Here is a 15,121-nt window from a genome sequence, read left to right on the forward strand (position 1 = left end):
GACGGGGGCCGCGCCCCGCCGGAATGACGGTCAGTCCTGTTGCGCCAGCAGCACATCGGTGTCGAAGCAGGTGTGGGTGCCGGTGTGGCAGGCCGCGCCCTCCTGGTCGACGATGAGCAGCACGGTGTCGCCGTCGCAATCCAGGCGTACTTCGTGCACGTACTGGGTGTGGCCGGAGGTCTCGCCCTTGACCCAGTACTGCTGCCGGGAGCGCGAATAGTAGGTGCCCTTGCGGGTTTCGAGGGTGCGGGCCAGGGCTTCGTCGTCCATCCACGCCATCATGAGCACGGCACCGGTGGACTTCTCCTGGGCGACGGCGGCGAAGAGCCCGTCGGAGTTGCGCTTCAAACGCACGGCGATCGCCGGATCGAGCGAGCTCATCGGACCGTGATTCCTTCCGCGCGCATGGCGTCCTTGACCTGACCGATGGTGAGGTCGCCGAAGTGGAAGACGCTGGCGGCCAGCACCGCGTCCGCACCGGACTGCACGGCGGGCGCGAAGTCCTCGACCTTGCCCGCGCCGCCGGAGGCGATGACCGGCACCGAGACCGCGGCGCGCACGGCCCGGATCATGGTGAGGTCGAAGCCCGCCTTGGTGCCGTCGGCGTCCATGGAGTTGAGCAGGATCTCACCGACGCCCAATTCGGCTCCGCGCACGGCCCATTCGACCGCGTCGATGCCGGTGCCGCGCTTGCCGCCGTGGGTGGTGACCTCCCAGCCGGACGGGGTGGGGGCCTGACCGGCCGGCACGGTGCGGGCGTCGACGGACAGCACGATGCACTGCGAGCCGAAGCGCTCCGACATTTCGCGCAGCACCTCGGGCCGGGCGATGGCGGCGGTGTTCACCGACACCTTGTCCGCGCCCGCGCGCAGCAGCCGATCCACGTCCTCGACGGTGCGTACGCCGCCGCCGACGGTCAGCGGGATGAAGATCTGTTCGGCGGTGCGGGTGACCACGTCGATCATGGTGCCGCGGTCGCCGGTGGAGGCGGTGACGTCGAGGAAGGTCAGCTCGTCCGCGCCCTGCGCGTCGTAGGTGGCCGCCAGTTCGACGGGATCGCCCGCATCCCGGAGGTTTTCGAAGTTGACGCCCTTGACCACGCGGCCCGCGTCGACGTCCAGGCAGGGGATCACTCGCACTGCCAAACTCATTGCTCTGCCTCTCCTCGGACTCGATCGGCCGTCTCGGCGATCAGATCCAGTAGTTCTTCGTGCACGCCGGGCGCGGCGGCCAGCACCGAACCGGATTCGATGGTCCAGTCCGCGCCGAGCAGGTCGGTGACGACGCCGCCTGCGGCCCGGACCATCGCCACCCCGGCGGCGTTGTCCCACGGGTGATGTCCGAACACGACCGCGCCGCCCAGAATTCCCGAGGCGGTGTAGGCCAGGTCGATGCCGGTGGACCCGTACATGCGCTGGCGGCCGGACAGCCGCGACAGCGCGCCCAGCAGGTTGAATCGGAAGATGCCCGGAATCCGGCCCGCCCCATCGAGATTGAAGCTGCCGAAGCCGATCATGGCGGTGGCGAGCTTGGCCGGCGCCAAGGGCGGCAACGGCTTTCCGTCCAGCAGCAGCGGCCCGCCCTGGATGGCGGCGTACCGCTGACCGAGGATGGGCAGCCAGGTCAGCCCGATGACCGGGACGCCGTCGCGCACCAGCGCCAGCAGCATGCCGCACATGGGGCTGCCCGCCGAATAGTTGAAGGTGCCGTCGATGGGGTCGAGCACCCAGGCGGTGCCCGAGGTCAGTTGCGGGCCACCGAATTCCTCGCCGTGCACCGGGATTCCGGTGCGCGCCGCAAGTTCCCGGGAAATCGTCCGCTCGAGTTCCAGGTCGAGTTCGGTGGCGAAGTCGTTGCGCCCCTTCTCGACCGCGCTCGGCGCCCCGATGCCTTCCACGAAACGCGGTGCGGCGGAGTCGAGCACCGCCGTTGCGATGCTGAGCAGCTCGTCGAGTTCGGGCACGGTCAGCGGACCGCGGCCAGGGCTTCGGGCAGCGTGAACCGGCCCGCGTACAGCGCCTTGCCGATGATCGCGCCCTCCACACCCTCCTCGACCAGGGTCGAGATGGCACGCAGGTCGTCGAGGACGGAAATGCCGCCCGAGGCGATGACCGGGGCCTCGCAGGCATTGGCGACCTGCGAGAGCAGTTCCAGGTTCGGACCGGTCAGGGTGCCGTCCTTGGACACGTCGGTGACCACGTAGCGCGAGCACCCGTCGCGTTCGAGCCGCTCGAGCACCTCCCACAGGTCGCCGCCGTCGGTGACCCAGCCGCGTCCGCGCAGCCGCCACTCGCCGTCGATGAGCTTCACATCCAGGCCGACGGCAATCTTGTCGCCGTACTCGCCGATGGCGCGGGCACACCATTCCGGATTCTCGATGGCCGCGGTGCCGATATTGACCCGCGCGCACCCGGTGGCCAGCGCCGCCTTCAGCGACGCGTCGTCCCGGATCCCGCCCGACAGCTCGACCTTCACATCGAGTTCCCCGATGACCCCGGCCAGCAGTTCGTAATTCGAGCCCTTGCCGAACGCGGCATCCAGATCCACCAGATGGACCCACTCGGCCCCGGCATGCTGCCAGGCCAGGGCGGCGTCACGCGGCGAACCGTAACCGGTTTCGCTGCCCGCCTCCCCCTGAACCAGGCGCACGGCCTCACCATTGGCGACATCGACGGCGGGTAGCAGCACAAGACTCACGGGAGCAGCTTAGTGGTTGCCGACAGATGGCCCGCCGTCGGCCTGGGCAAATACGGCAATCACGGAAGCACGGTCGGTTCGGTCTTCCTCGACGAATCCCCGGACATGTTCGCGGGGTGGATGCCAGGCTGGTGCGAATCGATGCCGAGCGGAGGAGACGTTGTGGTGCGGAATGCGCGAATTGTCCTGTCGGCGATCGCTGTTCTCGCACTCGCGGGGTGTGGGAGCGATGCCGGGACGGGTGCGCGGCCCACGCCGTCGGCGGTTGCCACGGCGGTGACCACGGCTGCCGCCGCAACCACGTCGTCTCCAGTTCAGAGCACTGTTGCCGGGAGTGGAGAGCAGGAGTGCAAGCCGGATCCGGCGGTGGTCCGGAACGCGGCTGCGAGCCTGTCACCGGTGGAGGTGGTGCCGGGGAAGCCGTGGAAGTGGGCGTTGCCCGCGGTGGGGGCCAATCCGACGGTCAATGGGATTTGCTCGGGGTTGTCGGCGGCGTTGATCAGTATCGAAGGGGCGACGGCGAGTTCGCCGATGCAGGTGTTGTTGTTTCATCGGGGCGGGTATGTGGGGACGGCGGAGCCTACGTGGAACAGCTTTATCTCGCCGGATCCGGCGCATACGACCGATGACAGTGTGGGGTTGCGGTTCAAGATTCCCGGCAGCTGTGACGCGTGCGCGGACGGGACGTTCTACTGCGTGCAATACCGTTGGGACGGGGCGAAAGTGGTGGAATCCGGGCGGCCGCCGCGCGTGCTCGGGGCGACCGTGGAGCCGGGGACCACGAAATGCTGAGGCGGGAATCAGCTGTCGCGGGAATGGGATTCGAGGACGCGATTCAGGGTGAGGACCAGGTTCGCGCGTTCGGCCGGGGTGAAGCCGGGCAGTAGGTCGCGCTGGGCGGCTTCCAGGCGTTCATCGAGGTCGGCAAGGTGGGCGCGACCGGCGGGGGTGAGGGTGAGGGTGTTGCGGCGGCGGTCGGCGGGGTCGGGGGTGCGGTGCAGCAGGCCGCGGTCGGCGAGGTCGTTGACGGCGGCGACGACATCACTGCGGTCGATGCCGGTGCGGCGGCCGGCCTCGGCCTGCGAGAGCGGGCCCTGTTCGTCGAGGGTGGCCAGCAGCGCGTAGTGGTAGCGGCGGGAACCGGTGGGCTCCAACGCCTTTTCGGTGCAGCGGTTGGCGATGATGGCGACCTGGCCGATGAGGCGGGTGGGGAGGGCGCGCAATCGGCCGGAAGCCCCTTCGGGCGGGGTGTCCATGGAAAGAAATCTAGCAAGACTTGTTGGGGACACCCACAATCGGTTACATTGGTTTCACCAACGTTGGAGTCACCAACAATCTCGCCGAAAGACTGTAACCATGAACGCGATCGATACCACCACCCGCCGAATCCAGGATCTGGCCGACAAATTCGAGATCACCGAGCTGGTGAACCGGCTCGGCCGGGCACTGGACGAAGGCGACTGGGATGAACTGGCCGCTCTCTACACCCCCGACGCCACCGCCCAGACCCCCGGCGGTCTCGCCGTCGGCCGCACCGCGATGGTCGCCCAGGCCAGCCGAAACCACTCCCCCGACAAGCGAGTTCAGCACGTCATCAGCGGCATCCTGGTCGACGTGGACGGTGACACCGCCGAAGTCCGCGCCAACCTGCTGGTCACTTTCGCCTGGGGCGACGCCGAGGACCCGACTCTCGGTGCCCGGCCGCGTCTCACTCTCGGCGAGGTGTACCGCTTCACCGCCGTCCGCACCGCCGACGGCTGGCAGTTCACCAGCGTCGCCTCCAGCCCGGTCTGGTCGGTCGGCACCCGGCCGACATCCTCCGCGGCCTGACAAACAAAGCTGCGCGGCGCGGAGCGGGGGTGCTAAGGTCGACGCGATCGTGATCCAGCAGTAGGAGGTGAGACCCATGAACGCAATGTCTGTAGTGGGCGCTCCCCCGCTGTCCACGATCGCGCGACTGAGGTAGTCGCTATCGGGAGCGCCACCAACGCAATTCGCGAAGGGCGATTCCCATGAACAAGAATCTTTACTCCACCCGGCCCGTGACCTTGCCGTCCGCTGCCGACCGACCGGCCGACCACGATCAACCGCGCGAGCGCGCTTTGGTGCTCGGCGGTGGCGGCTCGGCGGGCAATGCCTGGGTGCTCGGCGCCGTCGCCGGACTCCTCGAGGGCGGGATCGATGTGACCAACGCCGATCTGATCATCGGCACCTCGGCCGGGGCGACAGCCGCGGCCCAGATCACCTCCACGAACCCGGCCCAGCTGTACGCCGACGTCCTCTCAGCCGTGGTGCCGCAGCGACCGGGCGGGCCCGGCGGTGGTCGCGGTCCGGGTGGCTCGGTCGCCAACCACATGCAGACGACGAGCGAGATCATCGCCGCCGCTTCGGATCCGGCCGATCTGCGCCGGAGACTGTGTGCGGCCTCGCTCGAACTGGATGCCGGTTCGGACGGTTCCGCACAGCAGCGGTGGCACGACATGGTCGCCACCCGGCTGCCCAGCCCGGACTGGCCGAAACAGCTGGTGTACCTGACCGTGATCGACGCCTACACCGGTGAGCCGGTGGTCTTCGACCGCTACAGCGGCGTCGAACTGGTGGATGCCGTCGCCGCCAGCACCACCAGCGGCTTCGGCATGGGCCCCTACGAGATCGGCGACAGCCGCTATCTCGACGGAGGCTATCGGCGATCGGCCGAAAACGCCGATCTGGCAGCCGGATACGAGCGCGTGCTGGTCCTCTCGCCGCTCGGCGGCCGGACCCGTGCGCCGCAGGAATGGGGCATGCAGCTCGCCGTGCAGGTCGAGGAACTGCGAGCGGGTGGCAGCGCCGTGGAAACGATCATGCCCGACGACGCCACCGTCGACTCGTTCGGCACATTGATGGATCCCGGGATCCGTCCGCCCGCCGCGCGCGCCGGATACGCGGAGGGCAAGGCCCGCGCCGCGCAGATAGCCGAATTCTGGCGCTGAACAAGGGATTCGGCCTGTTGCCGTGATCTAATGCCGAAACCCCCGCAATCAGCGGGGGTTTCGGTGTTCAACGCACGTGCGGGTCGATCAGATCGAGTCGATCCAGTTGCGGAGCAGTTGGGCTCCCGCGTCGCCGGACTTTTCCGGGTGGAACTGGGTGGCGCTCAACGGCCCGTTCTCGACGGCGGCCAGGAACGGGACGCCGTGTTCGGCCCAGGTGAGTTTGGCCGGGGCGACGTGGGAGCCGCCGTCCGGATCCCATGCCCAGTGTTGAGCGGCGTAGGAGTGGACGAAGTAGAAGCGGGTGTCGGGGTCCATGCCGGCGAAGAGGACGGTGTCGTCGGGGGCCTGCACCGTGTTCCAGCCCATGTGGGGCAGGATCGGGGCGTCCAGGCGTTCGACGGTGCCAGGCCATTCGGCGCAGCCGTCGGTTTCGACACCGAATTCGACGCCGCGTTCGAAGAGGATCTGCATGCCGACGCAGATGCCGAGCACGGGACGGCCACCGGCGAGCCGCTTGCCGATGATGCGCTCACCGCGCACCTCCAGCAGGCCCGCCATGCAGGCGGCGTACGCGCCGACGCCCGGGACCACGAGACCGTCCGCGTTCAAGGCGATTTCGGGGTCGGCGGTAATGGTGATCTCGGCACCCGTGCGGGCCAGGGCGCGGCTCGCGGAGTGCAGGTTGCCGGAACCGTAGTCGAGCAGGGCGATCTTCTTGCTCACAGCGAGCCCTTCGTCGACGGAACACCGGACACGCGCGGGTCGTATTCGACGGCGGCGCGCAAAGCCCGTGCGACAGCCTTGAATTCGGCCTCGGTGATGTGGTGCTGGTCGCGGCCGTAGAGGACGCGCACGTGCAGGGCGATGCGGGCGTTGAGCGCGATCGACTCGAACACGTGCCGGTTGATGACCGTCGAGTACGACGCCGTCGGCGCGACGCTCGGAATGATGGTGTGCAGCATGTGATCCGGCTCACCGGTGTGCACGCAGTACGGCCGCCCGGACACGTCGACGACGGCGTGCGCGAGGGTCTCGTCCATGGGGATGAAGCAGTCGCCGAAACGACGGATGCCCTTCTTGTCACCCAGGGCCTGACCGAGCGCCTGGCCGATGACGATGGCCGTGTCCTCGACGGTGTGGTGGGCCTCGATCTCGATGTCGCCCTTGGCCTGAACCGTCAGGTCGAAGCTGCCGTGCTGGCCGAAGGCGGTCAGCATGTGGTCGTAGAACGGGACGCCGGTGGAGATGTCGGTCTTGCCGGAGCCGTCGAGGTTGAGCTCCACCACGATGCTGGACTCACGGGTGGTGCGCTCGACGCGGGCGATCCTGTCGGCGGGCCGGGAATCGATACGGTCGGTGGTCATCGGGCGATCAGCTCCTCGGACGCCAGTTTCGCGCTGACGCGCAGGAATTCGTCGTTCTCGGCGGCCAGGCCGATGGTGGTGCGCAGGTAGCCGGGGATGCCGACATCGCGGATGAGCACGCCCTCGTCGAGGTAGTGCTGCCAGGCGCGGGGCGCGTCGGCGAAGCGGCCGAACAGCACGAAGTTCGCGTCGGACGGGATGACGTCGTAGCCCATCTCGTTCAGCGCCGCCATGACGCGGTCACGCTGGGACGCCAATTCGTGGACGCTGCCCAGGGTTTCGTCGGCGTGCCGCAGGGCGGCCCGCGCGGCGGCCTGGGTGACCACGGACAGGTGGTACGGCAGCCGCACCAGCAGCATGGCGTCGATGACCGCGGGCGCGGCCACCAGGTAGCCGAGCCGCCCGCCCGCGAAGGCGAACGCCTTGGACATGGTGCGGCTGACCACCAGCTTGGCCGGGTACTTGTCGATCAGGCTGATCGCGGAAGGCGCGGAGGAGAATTCGGCGTACGCCTCGTCCACCACCACGATGCCGGGCGCGGCCTCGAGGATGCGCTCCAGGTCCGCGATCGGAATGCTGTGCCCGGTCGGGTTATTGGGGCTGGTCACGAACACCACATCGGGCCGCTTGTCGCCCACCGACATGACCGCGTAGTCGATGTCGAGGGAGAAGTCGCCGTTGCGCTTGGCTTCGATCCACTCGGTGTCGATGCCCTCGGAGATGATCGGGTGCATCGAGTAGGAGGGCACGAAACCCAGTGCGCTGCGGCCCGGTCCGCCGAAGGCCTGCAGCAGCTGCTGCAGGATCTCGTTGGAACCGTTGGCGGCCCACACATTCGCCACATCCACGGCGATACCGGTCTGGCGGGTCAGGTAGGCCGCGAGATCGGTGCGCAGATCGACGGCGTCGCGATCCGGGTAGCGGTGCAGATCGGCCGCGGCCGCACGCACGGATTCGGCGACATCGTCCACGAGCGCCTTGCTCGGCGGGTGCGGGTTCTCGTTGGTGTTGAGCTGTACAGGCACCGTCAATTGCGGTGCGCCGTAAGGGCTCTTGCCACGCAGGTTGTCCCGCAGCGGCAGATCATCGAGAGAAATATTGGATCCGGGAACGGTCACAGCACTCACGCCAGCTCTCCGAATCGCACCTGCACGGCCTGACCGTGTGCGGGCAGGTCCTCGGCATTGGCCAGCGCGACCACGTGCCCGGCGACATCCTTCAACGCCGCCTCCGAGTACTCGATGACGTGAACGCCACGCAGGAAGGTCTGCACGCTCAAACCCGAAGAGTGCCGGGCACATCCGGCGGTGGGCAGCACGTGATTGGAGCCCGCGCAGTAGTCGCCCAGCGACACCGGCGACCAGGCGCCGACGAAAACCGCTCCGGCGGCACGCACCTGGGCCGCGACGGCCGACGCGTCGGCGGTCTGGATCTCGAGGTGCTCGGCGGCGTAGGCGTTGACCACGCGCAGCCCCTGGGCGATGTCGTCGACCAGCACGGTGCCGGACTGCTTGCCCGACAAGGCTTCCGCGACGCGATCGTGGTGCTTGACCACGGCCATCTGCTTGGTCAGCGCCGCATCCACGGCGTCGGCGAGCTCGACGCTGTCGGTCACCAGCACGCTGGCGGCCAGTACATCGTGCTCGGCCTGCGAGATCAGGTCGGCGGCCACGTGCACGGGATCGGCGGTGGCGTCGGCGAGGATCGCGATCTCGGTGGGCCCGGCCTCGGCGTCGATACCGACCAGGCCGCGGCACAGCCGCTTGGCGGCGGTCACGTAGATATTGCCCGGCCCGGTGATCATGTCGACCGGTTCCAGCTGTGCGCCGTCGGTGTCGGTGCCGCCGTAGGACAGCAGCGCCACGGCCTGCGCACCGCCGACCGCCCACACCTCCTCGACGCCGAGCAGCTTGGCGGCGGCCAGGATGGTCGGGTGCGGCAGGCCGCCGAAGTTGGCCTGCGGCGGCGAGGCGACGACGAGCGAGTCCACGCCCGCGGCCTGCGCCGGAACCACATTCATGACCACCGAGGACGGGTAGACGGCATTGCCGCCCGGCACGTACAGGCCGACCCGCTCGACCGGAATCCACCGCTCGGTGACGGTGCCGCCGGGCACCACCTGGGTGGTCTTGTCGGTGCGCCGCTGATCGTTGTGCACCTTGCGGGTGCGCTCGATGGCGACCTCGAGGGCGGTGCGCACGGCCGGATCCAGCTCGGCGAGAGCCTTGTCCAGTTCGGCGGCGGGCACGCGCACCGAGGCGGGCGCGACACCGTCGAACTTCAGGCTGAATTCCTGCGCGGCCTCGACGCCTCGATCGCGGATCGCCTCCACGACGGGACGCACATGATGCAGCACCGAGTCCACGTCGACGCCTCCACGCGGCAGTGCCGCGCGCAGTTCGGCAGCAGTGGGAGTACGTCCGCGCAGGTCCTCGCGGGCGAGCTCGATGCGGCTAGTCATAGCGCTCTGAAGTCCTTGTCTGTGCTGATTCGAGGGCGGTGCCTCATTCAAGGGATCGGCGACGCAGTCGAAACTGCTTGCGACCGGGTACCAGCGTATCGGGTCGCCGCCAGCGCTTTACTGCCCGGCCGAGGTCGCCCGTGCGATAGCCGCGCGTAAGCCGTCGGGACCGAGGTTTTCCAGCACGGTGTCGCCGACCTTCACCACGGGCACATGGGTCAGACCGGCGGTGATGGCAATACGGCTGTGCGAGGCCACGAAACCGTTGTACCGGCCGGAGTGGATGCAGTCGGTGAGGTCGGAACCGGTGACCCCGGCGTCGGCGGCGATCTGGATCAGCTTGTCGTCGGTGAGGCCGGGACCGTTCTCGGCGGGCTGATTCTCGAAGAGCCGTTTGCTGAAATCGAGCCAGAGTTGCTTGTCGGCGACGGCGACACAGGTGCCGGCATTGGCGGCGCGGGTGGAGTAGTTGTCCTTGGACAGACCGTCGAGGACCGCGACCGTGTCGTAGTCGGCGGTCACCGTGCCCGCGTTCACCAGTTCGGTGAGGGTCGGTCCGGTGGTCGTTTCGAACTGGTGGCAGATCGGGCACTGGAAGTCGGTGATGACCGTGACGACGGTCGCGCCGGTGCCGAAGCGCAGGCGGCCGTCCGGGGTGAAGACCGCGGGCGGGGCGACGGGTGCGACGGCCTGCTGCTGCTTGTCGTGCTTGTGCACGAAATTGGCGGTGAGGACCGCGATCAAGGCGACGATGACAATGATCGCGCCCACGGACATCGGGTTGAGAATGCGGCGTTTCCCGGTCACTCCGGCGACTTTCCGGCTGCTGCGATTCATGGTTGTCCATGATATTGCTGGTCATTTGCCCGAATAGCTCCGACACTCGATTGTCAATCCCTCCCACCGTAAATGCCATGAAAAAACAATCCGCAGCGGACAACGTGTAACAGGTACCGGAGCTGGGAAAACGGCCATTTTGTCGCCTGGGTCACCTTGACCGGGCATTTCTCCGATCCGGACTATCAGCGCATGGATTTCATCGGCAAGCTCGTGATTTTCGCGGCCTTGGGCGCATGCCTCCTCGGCTCGGTACTCGGAATGCCGGTCACCATCAGGGCCACGGCCGAACCGGCTCCCGCCGAGTGCGTCTCCGATAACTCGGTTCCGAATCGCAGCACCCTCACCTGCCCGCCCGGCACGGGCGCCGGACAGCACGCCTTCATTCGCTGCCGGGATATCGGGGGCGTCGAGCACGTCCGCATCGGCGCCACCCTCGGGACCGAGGGCGGTGTCTCGGAGGCCGATTGCGCGTCGGGCGAAAGCGGCCCGATCTGAGCACGAGGCATTCCCTTTCCGTCGATCGAAAGGTTCCTCCATGTCCGCAACGCTGGTACGAACCCGGACGACCAAACGCGCCGCCCGGCAAGCCAAGGATTGCAAGCGCTCCCGGCGCGGCCTGTACGCCGCGGCCGCCTTCGCCTCGCTGGCCACCGTCATGGTGGGCACAGGGCAGGCCGCGGCACAGGGGCCGGTGCTGCCGCTACCGCCCATCGATCTCGGTACCCGGTCCGCGCTCGGGGACCCGCAGCAGCCGGTCACGCCGCTCGGGGTGCCGCTGCCGCCGCAGCTCGGCGCCGGATTGCAGAACCTCGGTGACGCGGTCCCGGGCCTCGGTGCCGCCGCGCAGGACCTGAGCTCCGGTGCCGGCCCGAATATCGGTGCGGCGGTGCAGGATCTGGGCGCTTCCGCTCGGGGCTTGGGCCTGCCGATGCCGGATCTCGGTGCGCTGGGCCAGAATCTCGGACCGGCCGCACAGAACGTGATCGATCAGGCGGTGAATGCGCTGGGTGGCGCGCCCGCCGGAACTCCCGCCCAGCCGGGACTGAGCCAGTTGCGGGACCTGTTCACCCCGCCCGCGCAATCGCCCGGCGCCGCACCGGCTTCCGGTGGGCCGGTGGCCGGGGAGACGATGGTCCCGGGTAGCGGGCCGACGCCGGCCGCCGGGCTGCTGGGTCCCGTGTCATCGCCGGTCGCGCAGCTGGCCGAGGTGGCGGCGCAGGTGGTCGGCTCGCGAATCGATCTGGGGCAGTTGGGTTCCTGGGCCGATCAGGCCTTCCCGTCCGGGCCGTTGCGGCAGCCGGTGGAGGATCTGCTGGCGTTCGTGAGACAGACCGTGGAAGCCGCCGGATCGCGACGCCAGGACCTGGGCGAGGACCCGGTGGCGGAGCTGATCAACCGCGGCCGCGCGCTGTTCGGGTTCCCGCAGGAGGCGGGTGATCCGGCGCAGGGGCTGCGGGAACTGCTGAATCCGATCCTGGGACAGACGGTCGGCAGCGGGGATCCGCTGCAGCAGCTCGCGGAAAGTGTCCGGAATCTGGTGGCGAACCCGGCCGCCGGGCTGGACGCGTTGGGTGCGTCTGTGCTCGGGTTCGCCGCGCCCGCCCTGGGTGGGCTCGCTCCACTGCTGGGATTCCTGACCCCGGTGCTCGGGCTCATCGCGGATCCTGGTGCGGCGGCCGAGCCGCTGTTGCACGAGTTGCGGTCCATGCTCATGGGTACCGGGGTGCGACGTGATGCCGCGCTGCCGCTGCTGGCATTGCCCATCGTGGGCCTGTTCGCCATCGCGCCGCTGCTGTTCGCCGGTGCGCTGGCCATCGGCGCGATCGGCATAGGCGCGATCGTGGTGCTGGCGGCGATCGTGGCCGCGCCCTTCGTGATCGGCGCGCTGGTGGTCGGCGGCATCATCCTCGCGATACTGGCGATTCCGGTGCTCGTGGTGCTGGCCATCATCGCGATTCCGGTGCTGCTGGTGGCACTTCCGGTGGCGTTCATCGCCTTCCAGGTGCTGGCCCCGGTGATCCTCACGCTCGGCGTGGCCGCGTTCGCGGTCGTCGTGGCGGGCGGTATCGCGCTGGCGATGACGTTCCTGGCGGTGGGCGGCGGTGCGATGATCGCGATTCTCGCGGCGACGCTGGCGGCCGGGCTGGTGGCCACGGTGTTGTTGCCGTTCCTGGGCCTGATCATCGCGCCGATCGCGTTCTCGGTGATCGCCCTCGGCACCTTGGTGTTCGGGTCGATCGGCTTGGCGGCCTCGGTATTCGGCACGCTCGGCCTCACGTTCCTGGCGGCGATCGCGCTGTTGGCGGTGCTGTCGGTGGCGTCGCTGTTCACCCCGTTCGGGCTGATCTTCCTGCCGATCTTCGCGATTCTCGGGGTGGCGGCGCTGCTCATCTTCGGCGCGGTGGGGCTGGCCTCGGCGATCGCTATCGGTGCGCTGTTCCTCACCGGGCTGATCGCGCTGACGGCGGTCGGGTCCACGGCCGTGATCGCGCTGCTGGCATTGGCTTTGGCGGCGATGGCGGTGAAACTGGCTGCGGTGGTGGCACTCTGGGGTCTCGGCGCGGCGGCCGGGCTGATCCTGATCGCGGGCGGCGTCATCGCGCCGGTGGTGGCCACGGTCCTGGGTCTGATCGCCACGTTCGCACTGGTTTTCGCGCTGCCGATCATCGGCCCGATCCTGGCCCCGGTGTTCCTGGCGCTACTGGTCGGGCTCCCGGCCGCGCTCGGGCTGCTGTTCCTGTTCGGGGCGGTGGGTGTCGGCGGGCTGCTGCTGGGCTTCGCCACGACCGCGCTGCTGAGCCTCGCGGTCACCTGGGCGTCGGTCACGGTGATCCTCGGCGGGCTGCTGATGTTCCTGATGCCGTACACGATCCCGTTCGTGCTGCCTGCGCTGATCGCCTTCGCTGCCATCGTGTCCGCGGCCGTGATGGGTTTGGCAGCCCTCGATTTCGTGTTCACCTTCGCGCCGGTGGTGGCGTTGACCGCCGGTGCGATCGGCGTCGCGCTGGCGGTGGTCGCCGCGATCATCGCCGGTGGTCTGGCCGTGAACGTCCTCAGCTTCGTGATGCTGAGTCTGGCGCTGTTCGCGCTGGTCTTGATCAATCCGCCGCTCGCCCTGCTGGCGTTGCCGTTGCTGCTGGGCGCACAGCTGTTGATCGTGCTCGGCGGGATCGGCGGCACCGCGATCGTGTCCGGCCTGCTGCTGGGCCTGGTCGGGGTGCTGACCGTGGCGAGCGGTATCGCGCCCGCGCTCATCGCCCTGCTGATCATCGGCACCTTCGTCTACGCCTCGCTGCTGTTCCCGCCCTTCGCCCTGGTCGCGATTCCGATCGCGATCGCGGCGACGATCGCGGCGCTGGCGGCGATCGGCGTGGTCGGTGTCGCCGGACTCATCGGCCTGGCCGCGGTGGGCATCGCCGGGGTGATCGCGACCTTGGCAGTCACGGTGGCTCTGACCGTGGCCATGCTGCCGGTCGGCGTCGCGGCACTGGTACTGGCCGTGGTCTTCACCCTGCCGTTCCTGATCGTGGGCCCGTTCGCCCCGATCCTGTCCACCGCGCTCTCGCCGATCCTGGCACTGGCGGCAGCCGCCCTCTGGTCGCCGTTCCTGCTGGCCGGACTGATCGTGGCCGCCGTGGCACTGGGCGTCAGCGCCTTCGGCCTCTTCGCGGTGCCGCTGTTCGCGTCGGTGCTGTTCGGCGGATTGTGGGCGGGCGCAACGGGTCTCGTGCTCATGGCGTGGCTGGCGAGCTCGATCCTCGACTTCTCCGCGGGCGTGGTGCTGGCCCTGACGGCGGCGCTGATCTTTGCCCCGCTGGCGGCACTGATCCTGGCCCCGCTGGCGGCACTGGCCCTGGCTGCAGTGGCGGGGCTGGGTCTGGCGGCAGTGGCAGGGTTGGCGGTGGCACTGCCGGTCGTGGCTTTGGCCGCACTCGGTGGCGCAGCCCTCGCCGCAGTCGTGGTGGCGGTTCCGGTGCTCGCCATCGGCGCGGCGATCGCGGCCGCGATCGCAATCCCGGTGCTGGCCATCGGCATTCCGCTGGCACTGCTCGCACTCGCCGGGCTGGTCGCCCTCGCACTTCCGCTGCTGGCGCTGGCCGCACTGGGAGCGACAGCGCTCGCTGCCGCCGCGGTGGCGGTTCCGGTGCTGGCCATCGGCGCGGCCATCGCGGCCGTGATCGGAATCCCGCTGCTGGGCATCGGCATTCCGCTGGCGCTGGCCGGCTTGGCAGCGGTGGCTCTGCTCGCGCTGCTGCTGGTCGGCATCCCCGTCGGCGCGTTCCTGGCGCTCGCGCTGCCGGTCCTTGCCGTGGTCGCGGCCGGAGGCGCGGCAGCGCTCGCCGGAGGTGCGGGCCTGGCCTTGCTCGCGGCGCTGGCCGTCCCCGCACTGGGTATCGCAGCGGCGCTGGGCATTCCGGCGTTGGTGCTGGTGCCGCTGCTACTGCTGCTCGATCCGGGGTTCCGGTCGTACCTCATCTCCGCGATTCGCGGGGTCATGGATCCGGGTGCCACCGGTGGTGGCGCGGCCGCGACCGGGACGCAGTTCCTGGATGGCATTACCGATACGGCGAGCCTGGATCAGGTCATCGCCGGGCTGATGCAACTGCTGGCTCCGGCGAACCAGCCGGCGGCCGCACCGGTCGCCCACGCCGACATCCCGCTGGTGGGTGCGAACGCGGCGGACGGTCTGCGCGACAGCGACTCTCGACGCCTGGTTTCGGTCGGAGTCTGAATCTCGACAGCTCCACTCCCCCAATGGAATCCCATCACTCGAAGGAGATCGC

Annotated in this window: 15 protein-coding genes; 5 read left to right on the forward strand and 10 right to left on the reverse strand. The window is 69.0% G+C overall.

Features of this window, described 5'->3' with window-relative positions:
- Nucleotides 1-30: 30 nt before the first annotated feature.
- From hisI to priA, 4 genes are read right to left on the reverse strand one after another with little or no spacing between them, the layout of a single operon-like run.
- Nucleotides 31-381: a phosphoribosyl-AMP cyclohydrolase gene (gene hisI / locus ACFXHA_RS40345; protein WP_379365817.1), complete on the reverse strand. Its 351-nt coding sequence runs from the start codon at nt 379-381 to the stop codon at nt 31-33.
- On the reverse strand, nt 378-1,151 hold the full coding sequence (gene hisF / locus ACFXHA_RS40350; RefSeq protein WP_379365819.1) for an imidazole glycerol phosphate synthase subunit HisF: 774 nt from the start codon (nt 1,149-1,151) through the stop codon (nt 378-380). The genes hisI and hisF overlap by 4 nt, the downstream gene beginning before the upstream one ends.
- Nucleotides 1,148-1,969: an inositol monophosphatase family protein gene (locus ACFXHA_RS40355; protein WP_379366009.1), complete on the reverse strand. Its 822-nt coding sequence runs from the start codon at nt 1,967-1,969 to the stop codon at nt 1,148-1,150. Before ACFXHA_RS40355 ends, hisF begins: the two co-directional genes overlap by 4 nt.
- Nucleotides 1,966-2,697 (reverse strand): bifunctional 1-(5-phosphoribosyl)-5-((5-phosphoribosylamino)methylideneamino)imidazole-4-carboxamide isomerase/phosphoribosylanthranilate isomerase PriA, encoded by a 732-nt coding sequence (gene priA / locus ACFXHA_RS40360; RefSeq protein ID WP_379365820.1) that lies wholly within the window; start codon nt 2,695-2,697, stop codon nt 1,966-1,968. Before priA ends, ACFXHA_RS40355 begins: the two co-directional genes overlap by 4 nt.
- 12 nt (nt 2,698-2,709) lie before the next feature.
- Here priA and ACFXHA_RS40365 point away from each other — a divergent pair, with 12 nt between their 5' ends.
- The gene (locus ACFXHA_RS40365; RefSeq protein WP_379365821.1) at nt 2,710-3,489 is read left to right on the forward strand and encodes an LppP/LprE family lipoprotein; all 780 of its coding nucleotides are present in this window, start codon (nt 2,710-2,712) and stop codon (nt 3,487-3,489) included.
- Between the two features lie 8 nt (nt 3,490-3,497).
- On the opposite strand, the gene ACFXHA_RS40370 is transcribed toward ACFXHA_RS40365, so the two are convergent.
- Nucleotides 3,498-3,953 (reverse strand): MarR family winged helix-turn-helix transcriptional regulator, encoded by a 456-nt coding sequence (locus ACFXHA_RS40370; protein WP_379365823.1) that lies wholly within the window; start codon nt 3,951-3,953, stop codon nt 3,498-3,500.
- 100 nt (nt 3,954-4,053) lie between these two features.
- On the opposite strand from ACFXHA_RS40370, the gene ACFXHA_RS40375 reads away from it, so the two are divergent.
- A complete protein-coding gene (locus tag ACFXHA_RS40375; protein ID WP_379365825.1) occupies nt 4,054-4,527 on the forward strand; it encodes a nuclear transport factor 2 family protein in 474 nt (157 codons plus the stop codon).
- Nucleotides 4,528-4,709: 182 nt separating this feature from the next.
- On the forward strand, nt 4,710-5,669 hold the full coding sequence (locus ACFXHA_RS40380) for a patatin-like phospholipase family protein (protein WP_379365827.1): 960 nt from the start codon (nt 4,710-4,712) through the stop codon (nt 5,667-5,669).
- An 87-nt stretch (nt 5,670-5,756) separates the two neighbouring features.
- Here the strand turns inward: ACFXHA_RS40380 and hisH are convergent, their stop codons facing one another.
- From hisH to ACFXHA_RS40405, 5 genes are all read right to left on the reverse strand, one after another.
- Nucleotides 5,757-6,395 (reverse strand): imidazole glycerol phosphate synthase subunit HisH, encoded by a 639-nt coding sequence (hisH, locus tag ACFXHA_RS40385; protein WP_379365828.1) that lies wholly within the window; start codon nt 6,393-6,395, stop codon nt 5,757-5,759.
- Nucleotides 6,392-7,036, reverse strand: coding sequence for an imidazoleglycerol-phosphate dehydratase HisB (gene hisB / locus ACFXHA_RS40390; protein WP_379365830.1), 645 nt, complete (start codon nt 7,034-7,036; stop codon nt 6,392-6,394). Before hisB ends, hisH begins: the two co-directional genes overlap by 4 nt.
- Nucleotides 7,033-8,163, reverse strand: coding sequence for a histidinol-phosphate transaminase (locus tag ACFXHA_RS40395; RefSeq protein ID WP_379365832.1), 1,131 nt, complete (start codon nt 8,161-8,163; stop codon nt 7,033-7,035). The genes hisB and ACFXHA_RS40395 overlap by 4 nt, the downstream gene beginning before the upstream one ends.
- The gene (hisD, locus tag ACFXHA_RS40400) at nt 8,160-9,497 is read right to left on the reverse strand and encodes a histidinol dehydrogenase (protein ID WP_379365834.1); all 1,338 of its coding nucleotides are present in this window, start codon (nt 9,495-9,497) and stop codon (nt 8,160-8,162) included. The genes ACFXHA_RS40395 and hisD overlap by 4 nt, the downstream gene beginning before the upstream one ends.
- Before the next feature lie 117 nt (nt 9,498-9,614).
- Entirely contained in the window at nt 9,615-10,334 is a 720-nt protein-coding gene (locus tag ACFXHA_RS40405; RefSeq protein WP_379365836.1) for a DsbA family protein, read from the reverse strand.
- Between the two features lie 156 nt (nt 10,335-10,490).
- On the opposite strand from ACFXHA_RS40405, the gene ACFXHA_RS40410 reads away from it, so the two are divergent.
- On the forward strand, nt 10,491-10,832 hold the full coding sequence (locus ACFXHA_RS40410) for a hypothetical protein (protein ID WP_379365838.1): 342 nt from the start codon (nt 10,491-10,493) through the stop codon (nt 10,830-10,832).
- A gap of 40 nt (nt 10,833-10,872) precedes the next feature.
- Nucleotides 10,873-15,069, forward strand: a complete 4,197-nt coding sequence (locus ACFXHA_RS40415; RefSeq protein WP_379365840.1) for a hypothetical protein — start codon at nt 10,873-10,875, stop codon at nt 15,067-15,069.
- Nucleotides 15,070-15,121 lie beyond the last annotated feature (52 nt).

Source organism: Nocardia sp. NPDC059240 (genome assembly GCF_042753865.1).
Taxonomy (GTDB): Bacteria; Actinomycetota; Actinomycetes; order Mycobacteriales; family Mycobacteriaceae; genus Nocardia.

What these genes read in the sequence shown, in the direction of transcription:
- hisI (WP_379365817.1), bottom strand. Translation starts at nt 381, where the DNA reads ATGAGCTCGCTCGATCCGGCGATCGCCGTGCGTTTGAAGCGCAACTCC.
- hisF (WP_379365819.1), bottom strand. Translation starts at nt 1,151, where the DNA reads ATGAGTTTGGCAGTGCGAGTGATCCCCTGCCTGGACGTCGACGCGGGC.
- ACFXHA_RS40370 (WP_379365823.1), bottom strand. Translation starts at nt 3,953, where the DNA reads ATGGACACCCCGCCCGAAGGGGCTTCCGGCCGATTGCGCGCCCTCCCC.
- ACFXHA_RS40375 (WP_379365825.1), top strand. Translation starts at nt 4,054, where the DNA reads ATGAACGCGATCGATACCACCACCCGCCGAATCCAGGATCTGGCCGAC.
- ACFXHA_RS40380 (WP_379365827.1), top strand. Translation starts at nt 4,710, where the DNA reads ATGAACAAGAATCTTTACTCCACCCGGCCCGTGACCTTGCCGTCCGCT.
- hisB (WP_379365830.1), bottom strand. Translation starts at nt 7,036, where the DNA reads ATGACCACCGACCGTATCGATTCCCGGCCCGCCGACAGGATCGCCCGC.
- hisD (WP_379365834.1), bottom strand. Translation starts at nt 9,497, where the DNA reads ATGACTAGCCGCATCGAGCTCGCCCGCGAGGACCTGCGCGGACGTACT.
- ACFXHA_RS40405 (WP_379365836.1), bottom strand. Translation starts at nt 10,334, where the DNA reads ATGAATCGCAGCAGCCGGAAAGTCGCCGGAGTGACCGGGAAACGCCGC.
- ACFXHA_RS40415 (WP_379365840.1), top strand. Translation starts at nt 10,873, where the DNA reads ATGTCCGCAACGCTGGTACGAACCCGGACGACCAAACGCGCCGCCCGG.